At 47.8% G+C, this 22099-nt stretch carries 21 protein-coding genes and 1 other RNA gene; 19 read left to right on the top strand and 3 right to left on the bottom strand.

From position 1 onward, the window contains the following. Positions 1-22 precede the first annotated feature (22 nt). The 3 genes from phoU (at position 23) to I2F54_RS12730 (ending at position 2324) form a co-directional block, all read left to right on the top strand. Positions 23-718 (top strand): phosphate signaling complex protein PhoU, encoded by a 696-nt coding sequence (gene phoU / locus I2F54_RS12740; protein WP_009121686.1) that lies wholly within the window; start codon positions 23-25, stop codon positions 716-718. A gap of 353 nt (positions 719-1071) precedes the next feature. Then, positions 1072-1674, top strand: a complete 603-nt coding sequence (locus I2F54_RS12735; RefSeq protein ID WP_118467331.1) for a riboflavin synthase — start codon at positions 1072-1074, stop codon at positions 1672-1674. A gap of 110 nt (positions 1675-1784) precedes the next feature. Continuing rightward, positions 1785-2324, top strand: coding sequence for a nitroreductase family protein (locus I2F54_RS12730; RefSeq protein ID WP_087426498.1), 540 nt, complete (start codon positions 1785-1787; stop codon positions 2322-2324). 8 nt (positions 2325-2332) lie between these two features. On the opposite strand, the gene I2F54_RS12725 is transcribed toward I2F54_RS12730, so the two are convergent. Further along, entirely contained in the window at positions 2333-3652 is a 1320-nt protein-coding gene (locus tag I2F54_RS12725; RefSeq protein ID WP_009121689.1) for a YihY/virulence factor BrkB family protein, read from the bottom strand. A gap of 93 nt (positions 3653-3745) precedes the next feature. Then, positions 3746-4160: RNase P RNA component class A (gene rnpB / locus I2F54_RS12720), an RNA gene on the bottom strand. 171 nt (positions 4161-4331) lie between these two features. Between rnpB and I2F54_RS12715 the strand changes: the two genes are divergently transcribed. The 9 genes from I2F54_RS12715 (at position 4332) to I2F54_RS12675 (ending at position 15794) form a co-directional block, all read left to right on the top strand. Then, positions 4332-5534: a C40 family peptidase gene (locus I2F54_RS12715; RefSeq protein ID WP_195501396.1), complete on the top strand. Its 1203-nt coding sequence runs from the start codon at positions 4332-4334 to the stop codon at positions 5532-5534. A gap of 1 nt (position 5535) precedes the next feature. Next, a complete protein-coding gene (locus tag I2F54_RS12710) occupies positions 5536-6708 on the top strand; it encodes a dipeptide epimerase (RefSeq protein ID WP_195501395.1) in 1173 nt (390 codons plus the stop codon). 33 nt (positions 6709-6741) lie between these two features. Beyond that, a complete protein-coding gene (locus I2F54_RS12705) occupies positions 6742-8076 on the top strand; it encodes a transglutaminase-like domain-containing protein (RefSeq protein ID WP_022217954.1) in 1335 nt (444 codons plus the stop codon). 323 nt (positions 8077-8399) lie between these two features. Further along, positions 8400-9929, top strand: a complete 1530-nt coding sequence (locus tag I2F54_RS12700; RefSeq protein WP_009121693.1) for a Do family serine endopeptidase — start codon at positions 8400-8402, stop codon at positions 9927-9929. Positions 9930-10119: 190 nt separating this feature from the next. Beyond that, on the top strand, positions 10120-10980 hold the full coding sequence (locus I2F54_RS12695; RefSeq protein ID WP_002561589.1) for a sigma-70 family RNA polymerase sigma factor: 861 nt from the start codon (positions 10120-10122) through the stop codon (positions 10978-10980). A 185-nt stretch (positions 10981-11165) separates the two neighbouring features. Next, positions 11166-11558, top strand: coding sequence for a hypothetical protein (locus I2F54_RS12690; protein WP_022218475.1), 393 nt, complete (start codon positions 11166-11168; stop codon positions 11556-11558). Positions 11559-11588: 30 nt separating this feature from the next. Then, positions 11589-12806: a clostripain-related cysteine peptidase gene (locus I2F54_RS12685; RefSeq protein ID WP_129618165.1), complete on the top strand. Its 1218-nt coding sequence runs from the start codon at positions 11589-11591 to the stop codon at positions 12804-12806. A 174-nt stretch (positions 12807-12980) separates the two neighbouring features. Then, positions 12981-15437 carry an FAD-dependent oxidoreductase gene (locus I2F54_RS12680; RefSeq protein WP_195501394.1) on the top strand — a complete coding sequence of 819 codons (2457 nt, stop codon included), beginning with the start codon at positions 12981-12983 and terminating at the stop codon, positions 15435-15437. Positions 15438-15446: 9 nt separating this feature from the next. After that, complete coding sequence (locus I2F54_RS12675) at positions 15447-15794, top strand: MarR family winged helix-turn-helix transcriptional regulator (RefSeq protein ID WP_009121698.1); 348 nt, start codon at positions 15447-15449, stop codon at positions 15792-15794. A gap of 78 nt (positions 15795-15872) precedes the next feature. Here I2F54_RS12675 and rlmH read toward each other — a convergent pair whose 3' ends face one another. Then, positions 15873-16346 (bottom strand): 23S rRNA (pseudouridine(1915)-N(3))-methyltransferase RlmH, encoded by a 474-nt coding sequence (rlmH, locus tag I2F54_RS12670; RefSeq protein ID WP_009121699.1) that lies wholly within the window; start codon positions 16344-16346, stop codon positions 15873-15875. A 290-nt stretch (positions 16347-16636) separates the two neighbouring features. Here rlmH and I2F54_RS12665 point away from each other — a divergent pair, with 290 nt between their 5' ends. The 7 genes from I2F54_RS12665 to I2F54_RS12635 all read left to right on the top strand — a co-directional run bounded on the left by I2F54_RS12665 (position 16637) and on the right by I2F54_RS12635 (position 22029). Continuing rightward, a complete protein-coding gene (locus I2F54_RS12665; protein ID WP_009121701.1) occupies positions 16637-17029 on the top strand; it encodes a DUF4783 domain-containing protein in 393 nt (130 codons plus the stop codon). Further along, positions 17022-17870: a carboxylating nicotinate-nucleotide diphosphorylase gene (nadC, locus tag I2F54_RS12660; RefSeq protein WP_009121702.1), complete on the top strand. Its 849-nt coding sequence runs from the start codon at positions 17022-17024 to the stop codon at positions 17868-17870. The genes I2F54_RS12665 and nadC overlap by 8 nt, the downstream gene beginning before the upstream one ends. 144 nt (positions 17871-18014) lie before the next feature. Further along, the gene (locus tag I2F54_RS12655; RefSeq protein ID WP_195501393.1) at positions 18015-18626 is read left to right on the top strand and encodes an RNA polymerase sigma factor; all 612 of its coding nucleotides are present in this window, start codon (positions 18015-18017) and stop codon (positions 18624-18626) included. Beyond that, on the top strand, positions 18610-19701 hold the full coding sequence (locus I2F54_RS12650; protein WP_195501392.1) for a porin family protein: 1092 nt from the start codon (positions 18610-18612) through the stop codon (positions 19699-19701). The genes I2F54_RS12655 and I2F54_RS12650 overlap by 17 nt, the downstream gene beginning before the upstream one ends. Before the next feature lie 21 nt (positions 19702-19722). Beyond that, positions 19723-20268 (top strand): DUF4943 family protein, encoded by a 546-nt coding sequence (locus I2F54_RS12645; protein ID WP_118467347.1) that lies wholly within the window; start codon positions 19723-19725, stop codon positions 20266-20268. Positions 20269-20305: 37 nt separating this feature from the next. After that, on the top strand, positions 20306-20977 hold the full coding sequence (locus I2F54_RS12640; protein ID WP_195501391.1) for a DUF4858 domain-containing protein: 672 nt from the start codon (positions 20306-20308) through the stop codon (positions 20975-20977). Positions 20978-21063: 86 nt separating this feature from the next. After that, the gene (locus I2F54_RS12635; RefSeq protein WP_118467351.1) at positions 21064-22029 is read left to right on the top strand and encodes an NAD(P)H-dependent flavin oxidoreductase; all 966 of its coding nucleotides are present in this window, start codon (positions 21064-21066) and stop codon (positions 22027-22029) included. Positions 22030-22099 lie beyond the last annotated feature (70 nt).

Genomic DNA, 22099 nt, shown 5'->3' with positions numbered 1-22099 from the left:
ATTTTGAAATAGAAGAAACATTATGGTAAAGTTTATCGAATCAGAGCTCGTCTTGCTGAAAAAAGAAATAGACGAAATGTGGACTTTAGTGTATAACCAGCTTGACCGCGCAGGAGAAGCCGTACTGACTTTAGACCGCGAACTGGCACAGCAGGTATTGGTGCGCGAACGTCGTGTCAACGCCTTTGAACTCAAAATAGACAGTGATATAGAAGATATTATAGCCCTCTATAATCCTGTCGCCATCGACTTGCGCTTTGTACTTGCCATGCTCAAAATCAATACGAACCTGGAACGTTTGGGCGACTTTGCCGAGGGGATAGCCCGCTTTGCCATAAACTGCAAGGAACCTGTTTTGGACAACGAGCTGGTAAAAGGGCTGCGCTTGGAAGAGATGATAAACCAGGTGTTGTCTATGCTGGAGCTTGCCAAAAAAGCTCTCCAGGAAGAGAGTCAGGAGATGGCGACCGCGGTGTTTGCCAAAGATAATCTGCTGGACGAAATCAACGCGAACGCCACTGCCGTGCTTTCCGACTATATCAGCAAGCACCCCGAAAGTGCGCTCTCCTGTCTGAATCTGGTCAGTGTGTTCCGTAAACTGGAACGTTCCGGTGACCACATTACGAATATCGCCGAGGAAATCGTGTTCTTTATCGACGCCAAAGTGTTAAAACATAGCGGACGTACAGACGAACACTATCCGAATGATAAGAAATAGATAACTTTTTAGGATATTTTTAGTGTTTAATGGAAAATAACCCTATATTTGTCCATTGAAAACGATTGCAGATGTAGAAAAGTGCTTTGAAATGATAATAAAATCAAAAGAATCAAGGAAAAGATGTTATAAGACATGTTTTTTAATTTGGTTGGTATCCTGAAAAGCGGCTATATTTGCAACGTTATCCTGAAAACAATCTTTTTACCTTAAAAAAAAACTAATACCTATTGAAAACTGAAAAAGGAGGCTTTGTGAAAAGCTTCCTTTTTTTCATTTCTATATGAGACCCTTTTTGTATCTTTGCCGCATCCATGATAAGGATAGTATCTAACTTAAAAATGTATAGGCTTATGTTTTCCGGAATAGTAGAAGAATGCGCCACGCTGGTGGCTATGGTGAAAGACCAAGAAAATGTACACTTTACTTTCAAGTGTTCGTTCGTGAATGAATTAAAAATAGACCAGAGTGTATCCCATAATGGCGTATGCCTTACGGTGGTCAGCATGACGGATGATACCTATACGGTGACGGCGATGAAGGAAACTTTAGACCGTTCCAATCTCGGTTTGTTAAGTGTAGGCGATGAGGTGAATGTAGAACGCAGCATGATGATGAACGGCCGCCTGGACGGACATATTGTACAGGGACACGTAGACCAGACGGCAACTTGCGTGGATATAAAGGATGCCGAGGGCAGTTATTACTTTACGTTCCGGTATGAGTTTGATAAGGAAATGGCAAAGCGCGGTTATATCACCGTAGATAAGGGTTCCGTTACCGTAAATGGCGTCAGCCTGACTGTATGCAATCCTACGGATAACACGTTCCAGGTAGCCATTATTCCTTATACTTTCGAACATACCAATTTCCATACTTTCAAGGTGGGTAGCGTAGTGAATCTCGAGTTCGATATTATCGGTAAGTATATCAGTAGAATGATACAATATAAATAGAATTATAAGTTATGAGTTATAAGTTATAATTCGCGGGTGCTTTCTTTTTATAAGCACAGGCATTTACCACTCATGACTCATAACTTATAGCTTATAACTCATAACTCATTATGAATGATTTCTTGCAATTGGTCGCTTCACGCCAAAGCGACCGGGCTTATGATATGTCCCGTGCGGTAGAGCCGGAGAAGTTGGAACGTATTTTGGAAGCGGCCCGGCTGTCGCCTTCGGCTTGCAATGCCCAGCCGTGGCGTTTTGTGGTAATCACAGACCCGGAGCTGTCGGTAAAAGTGGGTAAGGCTACTGCCGGGTTGGGGATGAATAAGTTTGCCAAAGACGCTCCGATACATATTCTGGTTGTGGAAGAATCGATGAATATCACTTCTTTCTTGGGCGCTAAGATTAAGGACAAGTATTTCCCCCTGATAGATATCGGTATTGCTACCGCCCATATCACGCTGGCTGCCGAGAGCGAGGGGCTGGGTTCGTGTATCTTGGGCTGGTTCGATGAAAAGGAGATTAAGAAGCTTACGGGCATTCCCGCCAATAAGCGTCTGTTGCTTGACATAACGATAGGTTATCCGGCGAAAGATAAACGGAAGAAATCAAGAAAATCTAAAGATAAGGTTGTTTCGTACAACCATTATTAATGGCATCGCTATAAGTCTTTCAGCAACACTTTACTTGCGCTTTTGTAGTACTCTTCCCGTGCTTTCATCAGTGTTTCCCACTGCCCGTGGAATTCTTTATCCTTATCTATCTTGAAGTCCTCGGAACCGTGGGTGTCCAGTTTGTCCAGCAGGAAAGCGACGTTTAGCTTGTTGATGTCCATAGAGGGCTGGTAAGCGATGTCCTGGCTTTTGGTATCGGTCACTACTTCGTGCAGCAGATTGATTTCCTGTAACTCATACAGGGTCTGGTTGGTCAGGCGTATGGGAATCTGGCACTCCTCGGATATGTCTTCGGCAGTGTAGGGCGGTTCATTCTTTTCGAAACGCTTGGCTACAAGAGACATGATGAGGATGGAGATAAAATCGCGGTAACGGCGGCTGATATTGCGCGCGTCCTTATCGAAACTGAAGTTCCGTATGTTCTGTCCGGCATACGTCAGTTCCGCTCCGAAGAGGCAGATGGTCCAGGATATTTGCAACCACAGCAGAAACATGGGGAGCGCCGCAAAGCTGCCGTAGATGGCATTGTAGCGGGATACCCACAACTGGCTGCTGATATAAAGGAACTGAAAGGCCTGATGTGCCGTACCTGCCAGAATTCCCGAAATCAGCGCGTGTTTGAATTTCACTTTTGTATTAGGCATGAAGACGTACAGTGCCGTAAACATGAACCATGTCAAAACGAAAGGTATGAGACGGACTAAGAACTTACCGATGGGGGCGAGCAGGGTGAAGTCAGCCACATTCTTCAGCATGGTACTCATGAATATGGAAAGACCGCCGGAAACTACCAGCAGAATCGGTATCAGCAGAAGCATGGAGAAGTAGTCCGTGATTTTGCGGTACATGCTCCTCGCTTTCTTTACCTGCCAGATGCGGTTGAAAGTAATCTCCATATTGTTAATCAGGTTGAGCACCGTCCACAATAACATGATTAAACCCACCCCGATGAATATGCCGCTCTTGGTTTGCGACAAATAGGAATTGACGAATTGGAAAATAACCTCCGTCGTTTCCGACGGACCGCCGAAACCTTTGACGATTTGGCTCTCCATCAGATTGTCGAAACCGAACCCGCGTGCGATGGCAAACACAATGGCCAAAATGGGTACGATAGCCAGCAAGGTACTGTATGTCAGCGCGGACGCCTTGTTCACAAGCCTGTCTTTGGTGAAGCGGTTGATGCAGAGATAAATGGTTTTGATGATATTATATAAGGAAAAAGTCGTTTTGGTGACTTCATCTTCCGTAATACGCCAAATGTCGTATGTCAGGAACTTCCAAAGGGTGGCGATACGCTTGTTCATGCTAAAGTGAAAATTGAGAATTGAGAATTGAAAAATGACAGTAGGCCGAAAAGCCTTTATTTCCCAATTCTCAACTTTTAATTTTTAATTTAAAAAAGCAGTCGGTCTGTAAGCCGGGTTCTGTTCTTCTGTTCCGGAAGAGGTCGTTTTCGGAATTCTTCATTCCTCATTCTTCCTTCTTCATTCAAGAAGTGTCTGTCATTTATCTGAGCCGTATGTTGCCATACCGGCTTTAGCGGTCTACCCTCCGACATGGAGCGAGCAGCTCTCATAGCGTCGGTTTACATGACCTTACAACTCCCAAGACGTACAGCCCTTGTGTCACCACAAGGCCGGTAGGCTCTTACCCCACCTTCTCACCCTTACCATACTCAGGAAGAGCATGGCGGTTATTTTCTTCTACGTTACTCTACCCTCGCGGACAGCTTTCTGTTAGGAAGTAGGATGCTCTGTGTTGCCCGGACTTTCCTCATACGCACAGGGCGCAAGCGACAAACCGACCAACTGCTTTGTCCCGCAAAGATAGGAATTTTTTGGTGATTGGCGGTCAGTGATTGGCGATTTGTTTGTTATCGGCCTTTTATTTGCGTAAATTCTTAAAAACACTGAAAATATGTATCTCTTTCGGAATAAATTGTTAGCTTTGCTAACATTAATAACTCCCAAATGCATATAGCCCATGAAAAAGTTTGCCTCATTCTTAGCAGTATTTCTCTTGATAACTCTTTGCGCAGCCGCTTCGGAATCCGGCGACCGTGATATACCGGCAGAGGTAGCGCAACTCACCGATAGTTTGAAAAAACAGTTCGCACCGGATAAGCGTGTGGCGTTGTTGGAAATAGATTATTCTTTCTCCGGTAAAAATGTGATGTTGCGCGGTGTTACTACCTCGGCGGAGGCAAAGACTGTTTTGCTGAAAGAACTGGCAAAAAAAGGATATACCGTAATGGATTGTCTCAAAGTGCTTCCCGACGGGAAGGATTTGGAAGGCAAAACGTACGGCATTATCAATGTCTCTGTGGCAAACCTGCGCGTATCCCCGGATTTCTCATCGGAAATGATGACGCAGGGCTTGATGGGAATGCCCGTGCGTGTGTTGCAGCGCGACGGCTGGATACGTATTCAAACTCCCGACGATTATATCGCCTGGGTGCACCGCGTAGGTGTACATCCCGTGACAAAAGAAGAAATGGCTGCATGGAACAGCGCGGAAAAGATTGTTGTGACGGCTCATTACGGTTTTGTATATTCCGAACCGGACCAGACCTCACAGACGATTTCGGATGTTGCGGCAGGCAACCGTTTGAAATGGGAAGGGAGCAAAGGAGCTTTTTACAAAGTGACCTATCCCGACGGCCGTCAGGGTTACATCTCCAAATCCATAGCCATGCCTGAGAAGAAATGGCGTTCCGGCTTGAAGCAGGATGCGGCCGATATTATTCGTACGGCGCACACGATGATGGGAATACCTTATCTTTGGGCGGGAACTTCATCGAAAGGTGTGGATTGCAGCGGTTTCATGCGCACCATACTTTTCATGCACGACATCATTATTCCACGTGATGCTTCCCAGCAGGCTTATGTGGGCGAGCATATAGACATTGCATCCGATTTCTCCAACCTGCAGCCGGGTGATTTGATATTCTTCGGCCGCAAAGCAACCCCGGAACGTAAAGAACGTGTCGTGCATGTGGGCATGTATATCGGCGGCAAGCGTTTTATTCATTCACAGGGTGATGTGCATATCAGCAGCTTCGACCCGGCGGACGAATTGTTTGATGAGTACAATCTCGGACGGTTGCTGTTTGCTACGCGCGTGTTACCTTATATAAATAAGGAAGCGGGATTAAATACGACGGAAACTAACGAATACTATAAATGACATGCAAAACAGAAGAGACTTTTTAAAGACCGCCGCCTTTGCCGCATTAGGCTCGGGCATGGCTATCAATAGCGTATTGGCAGGTGAAAGTGCAATGCCCGCTTTGTTCAATATCAATAAGAAGAGTGGCGTTACGCCTAAAATGAAGCTGCGTTTCTTTCCGTATGAATTGAAGTTGCGCCATGTGTTTACGGTGGCTACTTATTCGCGCACCACTACTCCCGATGTGCAGGTCGAAATAGAGTATGACGGCATCGTCGGCTATGGCGAAGCGTCCATGCCGCCCTATCTGCAACACGAATTGGGTACGATGGATAGCGTGCTGGCTTTTCTGAAGAAAGTACAGGGTGTTATCGGACAGTTTTCCGATCCTTTTCGGCTGGAGGATATTCTAAGCTATATAGACAGTCTCTCTGCCGGCGATGCGGCGGCTAAAACCGCGGTGGATATCGCTTTGCATGATTTGGTGGGTAAATTGTTGCAGGCTCCCTGGTATAAAATCTGGGGATTGGATAAGGAGAAAGCACCTTCCACCACATTTACCATCGGTATCGATACGCCCGATGTGGTACGTGAAAAGACAAAAGAGTGCGCCGAGCAGTTCAATATTCTGAAAGTGAAGCTGGGACGTGATAACGATAAGGAGATGATTGAGACCATCCGTTCGGTGACGGCTCTTCCCATCGCCGTTGACGCCAATCAGGGCTGGAAAGACAAATATTATGCGCTTGATATGATTCACTGGCTGAAAGAGAAAGGCATTGTGATGATAGAGCAGCCCATGCCTAAAGAACAATTGGATGATATCGCGTGGGTAACCGGACAAAGCCCGTTGCCGATATTCGCGGACGAGTCCATTCAACGTTTGAAGGATATAGTAGGGCTGAAAGACGCCTTTACCGGTATCAATATCAAACTGATGAAGTGTACAGGTATGCGTGAGGCATGGAAAATGGTGACACTGGCGCGTGCTTTGGGCATGAAAGTCATGGTGGGTTGTATGACCGAAACTTCGTGCGCCATTTCCGCGGCCTCGCAATTCTCTCCGGCGGTGGACTTTGCCGATTTGGACGGCAGTTTGTTGATAGCCAACGACCGCTTCAAGGGTATGGAAGTTGTGAAGGGAAAGATTACGCTGCCGGATTTGCCGGGTATCGGAGTCGTGAAACTTTAAATGCATGATAAATCCTAAATTATAAATCTCTCCATGAGGAAATTAGTATATACCGTATTCCTGTTTGTTCTTGCTTCCGCTTGCGGCACGAAGCCTGAAAGCAAACCATATAGTTGGGACGATGATTTACACCAACGCCTGCTTACGGATTTCTGTTTGACGGAAGCCCAGGTGAAAGACTATATCGAAAAGTATATTCCTGATGTGACGGACGAACAAATGCGCCGGTGGGAAGCGTCCAATGCTTTGGAGTGCATGACCTTGGATGGTGAAAAACGCTATTTCCGTAATGCCGGGCCTAATCTGTTTCGTGTGGATTCGGCCTGTTATGATATAAAAACAGCCAAAGAAGGTACTGCATTGAGCGGGAGCGAACAGGTGAACAAGGAGAACCTGCCGGAAATCATTGCCGCCGTGAAGAAGGACAAGAAAGCGATAGTCGCTCCTAAACGGATGCGCGTCACTTATACGCTGACGGTAGACACCAATGCTGTTCCTGCGGGAAAGATGATTCGCTGCTGGCTGCCTTATCCCCGTAAAGACCAGTCCCGGCAGACGGACGTGAAATTTATTTCTGCCAGCGAGCCGGAGTATGTCTTTTCTCCGCAAGACTGCCGGCACAGTACGCTCTATATGGAGAAGCGCGCGGTGAAAGGTGAGCCTACCGTATTCTCCGAGACGTTTGAATATACGTCTTGCGGAGAATGGCATAATCTGCGTGCGGAAGATGTCCAGCCCTATGATACGGCTACCGCTCTTTATAAGGAATATACCGCCGAGCGGGAGAAGCATATCATTTTCTCTCCGCGTCTGCGTGAGCTGGCTGCCAAATTGACAGCAGGCGAAAACAATCCTTATTTAAAGGCGAAGCGTATTTTCCGCTGGGTCAACGATAACTTCCCCTGGGCGTCCGCCCGCGAATATTCCACGATTGAGAATATCCCGGAATATGTATTGGACAACCGTCACGGCGACTGCGGTCAGGTCAGCCTTTTATTCATTACCTTATGCCGCATCAGCGGTATTCCCGCGCATTTCCAGAGCGGTTTCATGATGCATCCCCGTGCTTGGAACCTGCACGATTGGGCGGAGGTGTATTTTGAAGGTGTAGGGTGGGTGCCTGTCGACCAATCGTTCGGAATACCGACTTTCGCCCGCAATGCCGATGAAGAGTATTTCTTCATGGGCGGCATCGACTCCTGGCGTATGATTGTGAATACCGATTACGGTATGCCGTTGGTACCCGAAAAGAAATATCCGCGTAGCGAAACGGTGGACTTCCAGCGCGGTGAGGTAGAGTGGGAAGGCGGAAACCTTTATTTTCCGCAGTGGAGCTACCATATGGACATTGATTACCTTAATTATTAGGATATAGCATGCAACTTTAAAACAGACCGTACGTTTGAGGTAAACGCACGGTCTGTTTGCCCTCAACGCATCATCTGTTACAGGCAAACGGACGGTGTGTTTTTATTTCGTCTATCTGTCAGTCTTTTAACAGACAGTAATCGTACACAAATGCTAATTTGGCAGTCGTTGCCGTTAACCGCTGTTAAGCCCTAAATATTCACTGTTAAAAGAGAACAAAAAAGAGTGACAAGCGGAATAACTGAACGATTTTTGTCGTTATTTTAACGTCAGAATGTTAAATAATATTTGAATATTAACAATTAAAGAGAATAGAAAGTAATATGAAACAGACAACAAAAAACATCCTTGGAGTAGCAGCCATTGTAATTCTTAGTTCAGGAGTAGCTGGTGTTACCACCTATAAGATGCTGAATAAGGAAAAGCCTGCTACATTTGGCGAGTTGTTCCAACAGAACCCTAATAATCTGCGGTTGGCCGCTTACAACGCAACGGATGCGCAGCCTGTTGATTTGACACAAGCGGCGGAGAATTCGGTTCACGCCGTAGTACATATACGCGCCAAGCAATTGAGTAAAACTCAAACGGTGCAGGGTATGCCGGATATTTTTGACTTTTTCTTCGGTGACGGCCGCGGACAGCAGCGTCAGATACAAACCCAGCCGCGCGTAGGTTTCGGTTCCGGTGTGATTATTTCTAAGGACGGTTACATCGTAACCAACAATCACGTGGTTGAAGGCGCTGATGAAATTACCGTAAAACTGAATGACGACCGTGAGCTGAAAGGCCGCATCATCGGCACCGACCCCAGCACAGACCTTGCGTTGATTAAGATTGAGGGAGATGATTTCCCCACGGTGCCGGTAGGCAATTCCGACGAGCTGAAAGTCGGCGAATGGGTGTTGGCGGTAGGTAATCCGTTCAACCTGAACTCTACCGTTACGGCCGGTATCGTCAGCGCAAAGGCTCGTGCCATCGGCGCTACCGCATCCAACGGACAGGCTGCGAATATCCAGTCTTTCATCCAGACGGATGCCGCTATCAACCAGGGTAACAGTGGTGGTGCGCTGGTCAATGCAAGAGGCGAGCTGGTCGGTATCAATGCCATGCTGTATTCACCGACAGGTGCATACTCCGGTTACGGTTTTGCAATCCCTACCAGTATCATGACGAAAGTTGTAGCGGACTTAAAACAGTTCGGTACGGTGCAACGCGCTTTGCTGGGTATTACCGGTACTACGCTGGGTACAGACCTGCAAATGGACGAAAGACTGGCTGAGGAGATGAAGAAGAAAGCCGATGAACTCGGTGTGAAAGAAGGTGTCCTGATCGCCGAAGTCGTAGAGGGTGGTTCTGCCGCCGGCGTATTGAAGTCGGATGACGTTATCATCGGTATCGACGGTAAGAAAGTGCATAAATTCACTGATTTGCAGGAAGCTTTGGCCAAGCATCGTCCGGGCGACAAGGTGAAGGTAAAAGTAATCCGTGATAAGAAAGAGAAAGAATTTGAGTTGACTCTGAAAAACTCTCAGGGCAATACGAAAGTTGTGAAAGACGCCGGAATGGAACTTCTGGGTGCAGCCTTCAAGCCTGTATCTTCCGAACTGAAGCGACAGCTTAATCTGGGTTATGGCTTGGAAGTAACCGGAGTATCCAACGGTAAGATGGCCGATGCCGGTATCCGTAAGGGCTTCATTATCCTGAAAGCGAACAACGTGCAGATGAAGTCGGTGGAAGATTTGGAGAAAGTGCTGAAAGCGGCTACTCAATCTCCTGATCAGGTATTGTTCATCACCGGTATGTTCCCGTCGGGCAAGCGTGCAAGCTACGCTGTGGATTTAACTCAAGAGTGACAAAAGCAGGCAGATAGGTAAGAAGATTGTAATAATAGCAAAGAAAGACGAAAAAGAGGGTGTCGGCAAATACTTGTCGACATCCTTTTTGTTGTATAAGTAAGATATAAATAAGGTAAAAAAGTTCGGGCAAGTTTGTTTGTAATAAATAATTTGTCGTAACTTTGCAACCCAAATCTGTATTATAAGAATGAGACAATTAAAAATTACCAAAAGTATCACTAACAGAGAGAGCGCTTCTCTTGACAAGTATTTGCAGGAAATCGGTCGCGAAGACCTCATTACAGTCGAAGAAGAGGTAGAGCTCGCTCAGCGCATCCGCAAGGGTGACCGTGTTGCACTGGAGAAATTGACACGTGCCAATCTGCGTTTCGTTGTATCTGTAGCCAAACAGTACCAGAACCAGGGTTTGAGTTTGCCCGACTTGATTAACGAGGGCAATTTAGGACTGATTAAGGCTGCCGAAAAGTTCGATGAAACACGTGGTTTCAAGTTCATCAGTTATGCAGTATGGTGGATACGTCAGTCCATTTTGCAGGCTTTGGCAGAGCAGTCGCGTATTGTGCGTCTCCCTTTGAACCAGGTAGGCTCGCTGAACAAAATCAGCAAGGCTTTCTCTAAGTTCGAGCAGGAAAACGAACGTCGCCCGTCTCCCGAAGAGCTTGCCGATGAATTGGAAATCCCTGTTGACAAAATCTCTGATACGCTGAAGGTTTCCGGTCGCCATATTTCGGTGGACGCGCCTTTCGTTGAAGGAGAAGACAACAGCCTGCTCGATGTGTTGGTCAACGACGACTCTCCTATGGCCGACCGCTCTTTGGTGAACGAGTCTCTTGCGAGGGAAATTGATAGAGCTCTTTCTACGTTAACCGATAGGGAAAAAGAAATCATACAGATGTTTTTCGGTATCGGACAGCAGGAAATGACATTAGAGGAAATCGGCGACAAATTTGGTCTCACACGTGAGCGCGTCCGCCAGATTAAAGAAAAAGCAATCAGAAGATTAAGACAAAGTAATCGTAGCAAATTGCTCAAATCTTATTTGGGATAAATAAGAATATCGGTTTCTGACAAATAAAGAAATTAAGTAAACCGGTCTGTCCAGCGTGGACGGCCGGTTTTTTCCGTCTTTAAATCATGGTAAAGCGCTGTCTCCGCGTAAAAAATAGGCGTGCTTATTTTGTACTGCTTTCGGTTTACATTATCTTTGCCCCATTAAATAAACAAAAAGAAATTATGAAGCACGTAAAAATAGTATTTGCAGTAATGCTCGTATTTACTTTGTGTACGGCATTTACAATGAAAAGTCATAAGCCGGTTTACGCTTTTGGTGTAGCGGCGTCTTTCAATGATTCGATAGTGTATTGTACGGAAATTCAGGTCTTGGATAGCGCGGCGCTGGATAAGAACGGTTTTCTGCCCAAACGCGATTTGTATAGCTATCAGTTGAAGAACTACCTGGAGTACGATTTGAAGAAACCCGATTATACGTGTATGGTCTATTTCAGTGAAAGCAGAAAGAAATTGGAAAAGGAAGCTGTCAAGGTAAAGGCGAAGTATAAGAAAGGAACAATGGTGCTGCAAGCTATTGCGCCGGACAAGTTTAGTTTTAAGAAGCCGGAAGAGTAATCATTGCTTCCCGGAATTATACGAATGACTATGAGATTGAAACTTTATACCCTGCTGTGCGCGTCTTTCCTTTTTTTGTTTACGTCCTGTAACCAAGATGATGACCCTGTGCCACCCGAAGCGGGAAGTAAAACCGTGCTTGTTTATATCGTAGCGGATAATAGTTTGGCTTCGTTTGCAAAGGAAGATGTGGAAGAGATGATTGAGGGTATGAAGCTTGTCGGTTCATCATCCTGTAATCTGTTGGTATATCAGGATGACAGAAACACCCCTGTTTTGTTTCGCATCGCAAAAGATAAGAAAGGCAATGTGGAGAAAGAGGTCATCAAAGAATATGCGGAGCAGGTGTCTACGGACGTATCGGTGATGAAAGAGGTTATGCACCGCGCTTTTTATGAATATCCGGCGGACAGCTACGGGTTGGTTTACTGGTCGCATGCGGATGGGTGGATACCTTATCCGGTGCCTTCGGCCTCTACACGCTGGATAGGGCAAGACAAGGGGGCAGGACAGGACAATCGTATGAATATATCCGATTTGGTGACGGTGCTGGATGATAACATGCCTCATTTCGATTTTATCATGTTCGATGCATGCTTTATGATGTCCGTAGAAGTGGCTTATGCGGTGCGTGATTATGCCGATTACTATATGGGTTGCCCTACGGAGAATCCGGGTCCGGGCGCTCCTTATGACAAGGTTGTTCCTTATATGTTTAAACCGGGCGCGGCAAATCAGATGGCAGAAGCCTATTTCAATCATTACAATGAGAAATATAACGGCGGCTCCGGCATGTCTAATACGAATTGGACAGGGGGTACTTCTGTTTGTGTCGTAAAGACGGACGCTTTAGCGGAGTTGGCCGCTGTGACGAAACAGATGATTTCCGAAGGAGTGGATGATGATAACGTTTCGCTCCGTGGCAAAGTGTTTGATTACGACGCGCGAAGATTGTCCCATTACGAGGATGAAAGGCAAAGTCATGTCGGCTATTACGATTTCTCGCAGATGATGCAAACTTTATTGGACGATAATGCTTATGCCGTTTGGAAGCAGGCTTTTAATGCTTCTATTGAGTATTGGGATACTACGGAGATGAATTATTCGCAGTTTGCCGGAATGTTTTCGATGAAGGAAACAAATGGTGTCACGCATTATATCCCCCTTTCCTTAGACTCCCAGGCTGCCGCCGCATATCGTTCCACCGCTTGGTATACCGCTGCCGGTCTCGATAAGATGGGGTGGTAATTCCCGTTCCGAAAAACTTTTGAATGAAATATTATATATCATGAGGGGTGTGTCAATATGGATATCACCTCTCATGGCATTAAAATATAACCGATTAACATTATTTTCCAAAGGAAACTATTTTATATTGGAAATTATTGCTTTCTTTGCAGCATCAAACTAAAAGAAAGAAGTATGAAATATGTAATTATTGGTGGTGTTGCAGGTGGAGCTACAGCTGCCGCCCGGTTAAGAAGAGTAGACGAACAGGCTGAAATCATTTTATTGGAGAAAGGCAAATACATTTCGTATGCCAATTGCGGATTGCCTTATTATATCGGTGGCGTTATTGCCGAGCGTGAGAAACTGTTGGTTCAGACTCCCGCATCTTTCGGCCAACGTTTCCGCATTGATGTACGGGTAGAGAATGAAGTGGTCGCTATCGACCCGGAAAAGAAGACACTGACTATCCGTAAAGCCGACGGAAAGGAATATGAAGAAACTTATGACAAACTTCTGCTTTCTCCGGGAGCCAATCCGGTAAAACCGCCTTTGGAAGGCATCGATTCGGAAGGCATCTTTACGCTTCGCAATGTGGAAGATACCGACCAAATCAAGGCTTATATCACAGACAAACAAGTAAAACGCGCGGTTGTAGTGGGAGCGGGCTTCATCGGACTTGAAATGGCGGAAAACCTGCATCATGCGGGCGTTGCGGTTTCGGTTGTAGAAATGGGTAATCAGGTTATGGCGCCCATCGATTTCTCTATGGCTGCACATATCCACCAGCATTTAATTCAAAAAGGCGTTTCCCTTTACTTGGAAGAGGGCGTTACCCATTTCCGTCGCACCGAACAGGGAATTACTGTCTTCCTGAAAAGCGGAAAGACGATTCCCGCCGATATGGTATTGCTTTCTATCGGTGTGCGTCCGGCAACGGCATTGGCGCAACAGGCCGGTCTGAAGTTGGGGGAAATGGGCGGTATCTGGGTGGACGAGCACTTGGAAACTTCCGTAAAAGACATCTATGCCGTAGGCGATGCCATCGAATATCCTCATCCGCTGACCGGAAAACCGTGGCTCAACTATCTGGCTAATCCGGCCAACCGTCAGGGACGTATTGTTGCCGACAATATGGCATTGGGCAATACCACATCCTATGAAGGCGCCATCGGTACATCCATCGCCAAAGTCTTCGATATGACGGTAGCGTCTACCGGACTGGCCGCCAAGCGTCTGAAACAATGGGGAATGGAGTATCAAAGCTCGGTGACCCATTCGGCTTCGCACGCAGGCTATTATCCCGATGCATTGCCCTTGACTTTGAAACTGACGTTCCACCCGAAAACCGGTAAACTCTATGGTGCGCAATGTGTGGGTTATGAGGGAGTGGATAAGCGCATCGACCAGATAGCGGGACTTATCAAACACGGTGGAACCGTTTATGATTTGATGGAAACGGAACACGCCTATGCGCCGCCTTTCTCATCGGCAAAAGACCCCATCGCCATAGCCGGATATGTGGCTTCCAATATTATCAGCGGCGCAATGCCGGTTATCTCCTGGCGCGAACTGGCTGAGAAGAAAGACGAGGTAATGCTGATAGATGCCCGTACGCCCGAGGAATTCTCGTTCGGAACGATTCCGGGAGCTGTCAATATTCCGCTGGACGGGATGCGCGACCATTTGTCGGAAATACCTACGGATAAGCCCGTTGTTCTCTTCTGCGCCGTAGGTTTGCGCGGATATCTGGCGCAACGTATCCTGATAGGGCGCGGCTATCGTAACACATTCAACTTGATAGGCGGATATAAGACCTATTCTACGGCAGTGGCGCCCGTTCCTGCTCCTACGGCACCATCGCCGGCGCAGCCTGCTGCATCCGCTCCGTCACAATCGGCGCAGGGCGGTTCTGCCAAAGAACCTTTGAGGGTTAATGCCTGCGGCCTGCAATGTCCCGGCCCTATCATGCAGGTAAAGAAAGCCATGGACAGCATTGCTCCGGGCGAGCGGGTGGAAATTGTGGCGACCGATGCGGGTTTCGCACGTGACGCTTCTGCCTGGTGCGCCACGACGGGCAACAAACTGATAGAGAAAAAAGAAGAAAAAGGACGTTACACGGTGTTGCTTGAAAAGGGCGATGAGGCCTGTGCCTGTCCGTCATCTCTTCCGGCAGCAGGCGGACGGGGAAAAACTTTAATTCTTTTTAGCGATGATTTAGACAAGGCTTTAGCTACCTTTGTACTCGCTAACGGCGCAGCGGCCACCGGACAGAAAGTGTCGATATTCTTCACCTTCTGGGGATTGAATGTCTTGAAGAAGATGCAGAAACCCCGGACGGAGAAAGATATTTTCGGAAAGATGTTCGGCATGATGCTCCCGTCCAACTCATTGAAACTGAAACTGTCCAAGATGAATATGATGGGAATGGGCAGCCGGATGATGCGCTTCCTGATGAAACGGAAAGGGATAGATTCGTTGGAATCGTTGCGTTCTCAGGCGTTGGCGCAGGGCGTTGAATTTATAGCTTGTCAGATGTCTATGGATATGATGGGTATCCGGCGCGAAGAATTGCTGGACGAAGTTACCATAGGCGGTGTAGCTACCTATATGGAGCGCGCGGACAAGGCGAATGTGAATCTATTTATATAAACAGGAATAATGGAAACTTTATGTAGAATCCGCGATATTTACCGGGCGATAGCCGAGTTTGAAGTAAAATTCATGCAGGAGTTTGATTTGTCGTTGAATGAGGGTATGCTGTTGTGTACCCTGCTCAACACCCCCAAACTCACTTCCAGCGAGATAGCGGAAGCGCTCGGACTGTCAGCCTCCAATGCTTCCAAGATAATCCGTTCGGTAGAGGAGAAGAAGCTGATAACCCGCCTGGTGGGAAAAGCGGATAAGCGTCAGATGCACTTCGCGTTGACGCCGGAAGGGAAGAACCGTATTACGGTTATAAAGAACAGTACTCCCGAAATTCCGGCTCTGTTGCAGGAGATTGTTTAAGAGGGGCTGTATCTGTGCCGGGATACCGTCTGCGGTGTCTGTATCCGGAGACAGGTTCAGGGAGAGGCTTTCTCGCGATTATTCGTGGTGATACGGTCCGCCGTTCAGTATCGTCATAGCACGGTAAAGCTGCTCCACGAAGATAAGCCTTATCATCTGATGCGAAAAGGTCATGCGCGAAAGAGACAGTTTCTCGTGTGCCGCTGCATAAACTTTGGGGGAGAAACCGTAAGGTCCGCCGATAATAAAAACCAGCCGTTTGTTTACGGTATTCATCTTGCGCTTCATATAGTCCGCGAACTCTATGGAGCGCATTTCTTTTCCTCCCTCGTCCAGCAGCACCACTACATCACCCGGTTGGAGAGCTTTCAGGATGAGCTCGCCCTCTTTCTCTTTTTGTACGTCCATGGAAAGGCTTTTGGTATTTTTCAACTCCGGGATGACTTCCATATCAAACGAGAGATAGCGCCGTGTGCGCTGTATGTAGTCATTGATGGCTGTGATAAAGTGCTGTTCTACGGTTCGTCCTACGACGAGCAAAGTCGTTTTCATGTGAATTACTGATTTTCGTGCAAAAATAACCCTTTCTCGTGAGAATGCCGCTTTTCTCTGTGTATTATTTATTTCATCCCATGGGACGGAATAATCCGTCTCACGAGACAAATAAATTCATCCCGTGAGATGAAACAATCCGTCTTGCGGGACGGATAATTCCATCCCGCAGGACGAATTATTCCTTCCATGATGGCTGTACTTATGGAAGGTTAATAAAATAAAATCGGCCTTTTTTCTTGTTATTTACAAGATTTGCTTACCTTTGCCTATCATTAATACTTGTGAAAATGAATAAACGAGTAGTAATATTATGGCTCTGCCTCTTTGTCCGGGCGGTTTCGCTCATGGCGCAAGATGTGCCGGCAGGAGTGGTCACGGCCTTTAAGAAGGGAGATTCTCAGGAGCTGAACGGGCATCTGAGTGATAAAGTAGAGCTGATTCTGGAGAATCGTTCAATCAATGTCGACCGCCGGACGGCAGAGGGAAAGATGGCCGCTTTCTTTTCCGGCAATCAGGTGAGCGGTTTTACGGTGAACCATCAGGGAAAACGCAATGAATCGGGCTTCATTGTCGGTACGTTGGCAACCGCAAACGGAAACTTCCGGGTGAATTGTTTCTTTAGAAAAGTGGCGGACAAATACGTGATACATCAAATAAGAATAGATAAAACAAATGAATAAGGAAGAAGAATTGATTGACAGGCTGATAGACCTGGCCTTTGCTGAGGATATAGGCGATGGTGACCACACCACCCTTTCGTGTATCCCTGCCACGGCAATGGGCAAATCCAAACTTTTGATTAAAGAAACCGGTATCCTTGCCGGCATTGAAGTAGCCAAAGAAGTGTTCCGCCGTTTCGACCCTGAAATGAAAGTGGAAGTATTCATCAACGACGGTGCGGAAGTGAAGCCGGGTGACGTAGCCATGATCGTGGAAGGCAGGATACAATCTCTGTTGCAGACCGAGCGTCTGATGCTCAACATTATGCAGCGTATGAGCGGTATCGCTACCATGACACATCGGTATGCCGGGAAGTTGAAAGGAACGAATACCCGTGTGCTCGATACCCGCAAGACAACTCCGGGCATGCGTATTCTGGAGAAGATGGCTGTAAAGATAGGCGGCGGCGTGAACCACCGTATCGGCTTGTTCGATATGATTCTGCTGAAAGACAATCATGTGGATTTTGCCGGCGGTATCGACAAAGCCATTACCCGCGCCAAAGAATATTGCAAGGAGAAAGGCAAAGACCTCAAGATAGAGATTGAAGTGCGCAACTTCGATGAACTGCAACAGGTACTCGATTTGGGCGGTGTAGACCGTATCATGTTCGATAACTTTACACCTGAAATGACCAGAAAAGCCGTGGAAATGGTAGCGGGACGTTACGAAACGGAATCTTCCGGCGGCATTACTTTCGATACACTGCGCGACTATGCCGAATGTGGAGTAGACTTTATTTCGGTGGGTGCTTTGACGCATTCCGTAAAAGGACTGGACATGAGCTTTAAAGCTTGCTGATAAAGCGCCTGCATTGATAACCTGAATAAAAGTAAGACCTTCTGTAAGGATTGCATCGTGTAAGCAAGCTTATGGAAGGTCTTCTGTTTTAATCCTGCGATTCTTTAACTTCTTTTTAGAGATTCTGTTGCAGCATTCTTCCGGATGCTGCGTCTAACTGACAAACGACGCGAAGAGGCGTCCGTAAAACGAGCACTGACATTGGAAAATGAGATAGAACTGATAGAGGGCTGCCGGGCAGGAAAGGATTCCGCCCGAAAGGAACTTTACACTCTCTATTCCAAACAGATGTTGGCTGTGTGCTACCGTTATACGGGCGATATGGATGCGGCGCACGATGTTTTGCATGACGGCTTTATCAAAATCTTCACCCGTTTCACGTTTCGTGGCGAATGTGCGTTGAGCACATGGGTGACGAGGGTCATGGTGACGCAGGCCATCGACTATCTGCGGCGGAAGCACCGTTTCAGCCAACTGGTGGTAAACGAAGAACGGCTTCCCGATGTGCAGGACGAAGCAAGTGTTGCCGAAAGCGGGAGCCGCTTGTCGGAAGAAGTGCTGATGGCATTTGTGGCGGAGCTTCCCGACGGATGCCGTACCGTGTTCAACTTGTACGTCTTCGAGGAAAAGTCGCACAAGGAAATAGCGGAGCTGCTCCATATCAAGGAGCATTCGTCTACCTCGCAATTGCATCGTGCCAAGTGTATGTTAGCGAAAAGAATTAAAGAATATACCGAATATGAGAGAAAAAGATGAAATAACCGGATTGTTCCGCAGCCGTCTGGCCGGCACAGAGATGACGGTACGCGAAGGCTTCTGGGAGAAGTTGCGGGAAGACGTGGCGTCTTCCGCCTCGGAAGACCGGAAGAGGGCTGCGTTTCTTTCTCCGAAATATTATCGGGTGGCGGCTGCCGCATCCGTTATATTTGTGTTGGGAGCCGCATCGGCCGCTTTCTGGTACTTCTCTCCGAAAGAGGAAATAAAGGAAGCCTTTACGCAAGTGGCTGTTTTGACACCGGAAGGCAGTCTGAACGGTGATGTGGTGCAGGAGTCTTTCCCGTCCATCCGTCCGGCAACCCCGACGGCGCAGCATCCCGGAATGAAGCGACCCGCAAGCGGAACTCCCGCAGGCCTGACTGACCAGGCGGAAGATGAGGGCGAATCCGTTTCCGTCCGGCTTTCCATTACTATCAGGCAGCGGGTACAGGCCGGTGGCGGTTACTTCGACAACAATACCGTTTCACAGGTCGGTAGTCCTTATCAGAACGCCACTGCTCAGGCAGACGCTGTTTCGGATGCCTTTTCCGCTGTTCCCGCGGAAGAAGAACAGGAATCCGCTCCTGTAAAATATCGGAAATCGCGTAAGTGGGCGTTGAAAGCGGCCCTCGGCACCTCGCTCCCTGAAGGCGACTGCAATATGCCGCTGACGGCGGGAGTTACAGTGGAACGCAGTCTGAACAATTGGCTCGCTTTGGAAACGGGTATCCGGTACAATCGTTTGCCCGCCGACCGTACGCTGCACACTTTGGCCATTCCCGTAAAATTGAATATGACGCTGGCAAGTACTCCGAAAGTCGATTTATATGCCACCGTAGGCGGAGCCGCCGAAAAATGTATTGCCGGCGCTTCGGATAACGGCTTTCATGCGGAGCCCGTTCAACTGTCGGTAGCGGCAGGAGTAGGGGTGCGTTACAAATTGAACGACCGCTTTGCTTTGTTTGCCGAGCCTTCGGTTTCCCATCATTTCGATACGGATTCCGAAACCGGAACTTTGCGAACGGAACGCCCCACGAACCTGAACCTTTTGTGCGGAGTGCGTATGACTTATTAACCTTAAAGACAGTACAACAAAATGAATACTCTTTGTAAAATATATAAATACGGATACGTAATGCTCGCGATGGTATGCTGCCTTGCGCTTGTATCTTGCGGAGAAGAATCGCTGGATTATAATCATCCGGATGTGGATTTGTTTGTGAAGCAACTGAAGGCGGGAAAATACTCGGCTCAAAGCCCTGAGGGGCTGAGCAATGTGCCCAAGTTCGCCAAAGAAGATATTGAAGAGCTCTTGAAGTATGCCGAGGATTTAACGGTGATACCTTCCTTCCCGCTGGCTCCCGTATCTTATTCGGCAGGCGGGAAATTGCGGTTGGGCGAGTGCATTCTGTGGACGGTGGAAACGGTTCGCCTGGGACATAACGCCTCGATGGGATGCAAAATGGTGCATGTGGATGCCGAAAACTATGAGGGCATCTACTTCCTGACCGATGAAGAGGTGCTCGATGCGGCCGCCCGTTATCGCCGTTGGTGGGAAGGCCGGAAATATCCGCGTACCATGTGGACCATCGACCCTTGCTATGACGAACCGCTTTGCGGAAGCGGCTATATGTGGTGGTGAGATAAGGTATAAAGTATAAGGTATAAAAATTAATCGGGTGAAGTATTCTATTCTCTTTTTAGGGCTGCTTTGTGCGGTAGCCTTCCCCCTTTACGCTCAAGAGTGGACACCGCAAGACTCTTTGCGTTTGCACCGGTTGCTGAATGGCGGGGGAGAGGTGAAGCTGAATCCGGACGTGTTGAAAGAGATGGGCGCCGATGCTCCTTCGGGTTCTCCGAAAGCCGATGTGCATAAAACATGGCTGGACTTTAATACCGCCTTACCCGTAATGCCTCGGATGCCGGAGAAAAAGGTGGTGCTTACCCTGCGGCCTTATACCGCGAATACCAAATACAACTGGGACCCCGTCTATCAGAAAAAAATTACAGTGAATAAGAATACATGGCGGGGCGATCCGTTCTACGAACTGACCACGCGTTTCATCTATTCCGATTGGGCTAAAACTCCCATGGATGCCGGGCCTCGCGAAAGTATCGAACAAATAGAAGCTACGGGCTTGCGCTATATGGTGACCGAGCGTGCCAACAATATGGCGGTAGGAAGTTGGCGGGGTACCGGCAGCAGCGGATTTACAGGCGATTTTATGCGTCCTTTCACAAAAGAGTTCTGGAACAGGAAAGCGGCGAGGCGTCGCGCACGTACGCTGGAAGTATTAAAAGCTTATGGTGATTCCGTTAGCGCCTGCCGTAAAGAGGCAATAATCAAATAGGAGTATCCCGTCTTTAATTTCTTAAATATTGAACTTTCTTTCTCTTATCCTTGTTTTCATAAAGACAAACCTTTAAAGGATAAACAATGGATAGAATAACTTCTCTGTTTGGGATAAAATACCCCATCATTCAAGGTGGCATGGTGTGGTGTAGTGGCTGGCGGTTGGCGTCGGCAGTGAGTAATGCCGGTGGCTTGGGACTGTTGGGCGCAGGTTCCATGCATCCCGAAACTTTACGCGAACATATACAGAAGTGCCGTGCGGCCACGCATCATTCGTTTGGAGTAAATATTCCTTTAATGTATCCCCAGATAGAAGAAATCATGCGGATTGTGGTAGATGAGGGGGTGCGTATCGTGTTTACTTCTGCCGGAAACCCTAAAGCATGGACAGGCTGGCTGAAGAAACACGGCGTCACAGTGGTACATGTCGTTTCATCATCGCGCTTCGCCATGAAAGCCGAGGCGGCCGGCGTAGACGCCATTGTTGCCGAGGGCTTTGAAGCCGGCGGACACAACGGGCGTGAAGAGACGACCACTCTTTGTCTGATTCCTGCCGTACGCGCGGTTACCGCATTGCCCCTGATTGCTGCCGGCGGCATCGCCACCGGTGAGGCGATTCTCGCCATGCGTGCTTTGGGAGCCGAGGGCGTTCAGGTCGGCACGCGGTTTGCCTTGACCGAAGAAAGCTCCGCCAGCGAAGTGTTTAAAGAGTACTGCCTGCGTCTGAAAGAGGGTGACACCCGTTTATTACTAAAGAAATTATCCCCCGTACGTTTGGCCCGCGGCAATTTTCAGCGGGCGGTGACGGCTGCCGAGGCTGTCGGAGCTACGGAAGAAGAGTTGCGCATCCTCTTGTCGAAAGGACGTGCCAAACGCGGTATTTTCGAAGGAGACCTTGAAGAAGGCGAACTTGAAATAGGACAGGCTTCCGCTTTGCTCAATGAGAAAGGAATACAGACGGCTGCGGAAGTAATGGATGAACTGGTAACGGACTATCAGCGGGCGTGCGAAACGCTTGCCGCCAATATCTTCGAGCGTTTGGAAGTGTAAGTCCGGCTTTTGATTTGCTGCTTGTTTTAGTTTGACAGTTGATATAAAAGATTTTGCCTATAATGAAAAT

The organism is Bacteroides clarus (assembly GCF_015555825.1).
Classification (GTDB): Bacteria; Bacteroidota; Bacteroidia; order Bacteroidales; family Bacteroidaceae; genus Bacteroides; species Bacteroides clarus.
The sequence above is the reverse complement of the archived record's forward strand: the minus strand, read 5'-3'. Positions and strand labels throughout refer to the sequence as shown.

Excerpts from the sequence above, each read along its gene's own strand:
- I2F54_RS12650 (WP_195501392.1), top strand. The coding sequence starts at position 18,610 with ATGAGAGAAAAAGATGAAATAACCGGATTGTTCCGCAGCCGTCTGGCC.
- rlmH (WP_009121699.1), bottom strand. The coding sequence starts at position 16,346 with ATGAAAACGACTTTGCTCGTCGTAGGACGAACCGTAGAACAGCACTTT.
- nadC (WP_009121702.1), top strand. The coding sequence starts at position 17,022 with ATGAATAAGGAAGAAGAATTGATTGACAGGCTGATAGACCTGGCCTTT.
- I2F54_RS12735 (WP_118467331.1), top strand. The coding sequence starts at position 1,072 with ATGTTTTCCGGAATAGTAGAAGAATGCGCCACGCTGGTGGCTATGGTG.
- I2F54_RS12635 (WP_118467351.1), top strand. The coding sequence starts at position 21,064 with ATGGATAGAATAACTTCTCTGTTTGGGATAAAATACCCCATCATTCAA.
- phoU (WP_009121686.1), top strand. The coding sequence starts at position 23 with ATGGTAAAGTTTATCGAATCAGAGCTCGTCTTGCTGAAAAAAGAAATA.
- I2F54_RS12690 (WP_022218475.1), top strand. The coding sequence starts at position 11,166 with ATGAAGCACGTAAAAATAGTATTTGCAGTAATGCTCGTATTTACTTTG.
- I2F54_RS12695 (WP_002561589.1), top strand. The coding sequence starts at position 10,120 with ATGAGACAATTAAAAATTACCAAAAGTATCACTAACAGAGAGAGCGCT.
- I2F54_RS12665 (WP_009121701.1), top strand. The coding sequence starts at position 16,637 with ATGAATAAACGAGTAGTAATATTATGGCTCTGCCTCTTTGTCCGGGCG.
- I2F54_RS12715 (WP_195501396.1), top strand. The coding sequence starts at position 4,332 with ATGAAAAAGTTTGCCTCATTCTTAGCAGTATTTCTCTTGATAACTCTT.
- I2F54_RS12710 (WP_195501395.1), top strand. The coding sequence starts at position 5,536 with ATGCAAAACAGAAGAGACTTTTTAAAGACCGCCGCCTTTGCCGCATTA.
- I2F54_RS12705 (WP_022217954.1), top strand. The coding sequence starts at position 6,742 with ATGAGGAAATTAGTATATACCGTATTCCTGTTTGTTCTTGCTTCCGCT.
- I2F54_RS12725 (WP_009121689.1), bottom strand. The coding sequence starts at position 3,652 with ATGAACAAGCGTATCGCCACCCTTTGGAAGTTCCTGACATACGACATT.
- I2F54_RS12680 (WP_195501394.1), top strand. The coding sequence starts at position 12,981 with ATGAAATATGTAATTATTGGTGGTGTTGCAGGTGGAGCTACAGCTGCC.
- I2F54_RS12685 (WP_129618165.1), top strand. The coding sequence starts at position 11,589 with ATGAGATTGAAACTTTATACCCTGCTGTGCGCGTCTTTCCTTTTTTTG.
- I2F54_RS12675 (WP_009121698.1), top strand. The coding sequence starts at position 15,447 with ATGGAAACTTTATGTAGAATCCGCGATATTTACCGGGCGATAGCCGAG.
- I2F54_RS12645 (WP_118467347.1), top strand. The coding sequence starts at position 19,723 with ATGAATACTCTTTGTAAAATATATAAATACGGATACGTAATGCTCGCG.
- I2F54_RS12730 (WP_087426498.1), top strand. The coding sequence starts at position 1,785 with ATGAATGATTTCTTGCAATTGGTCGCTTCACGCCAAAGCGACCGGGCT.
- I2F54_RS12700 (WP_009121693.1), top strand. The coding sequence starts at position 8,400 with ATGAAACAGACAACAAAAAACATCCTTGGAGTAGCAGCCATTGTAATT.
- I2F54_RS12655 (WP_195501393.1), top strand. The coding sequence starts at position 18,015 with ATGCTGCGTCTAACTGACAAACGACGCGAAGAGGCGTCCGTAAAACGA.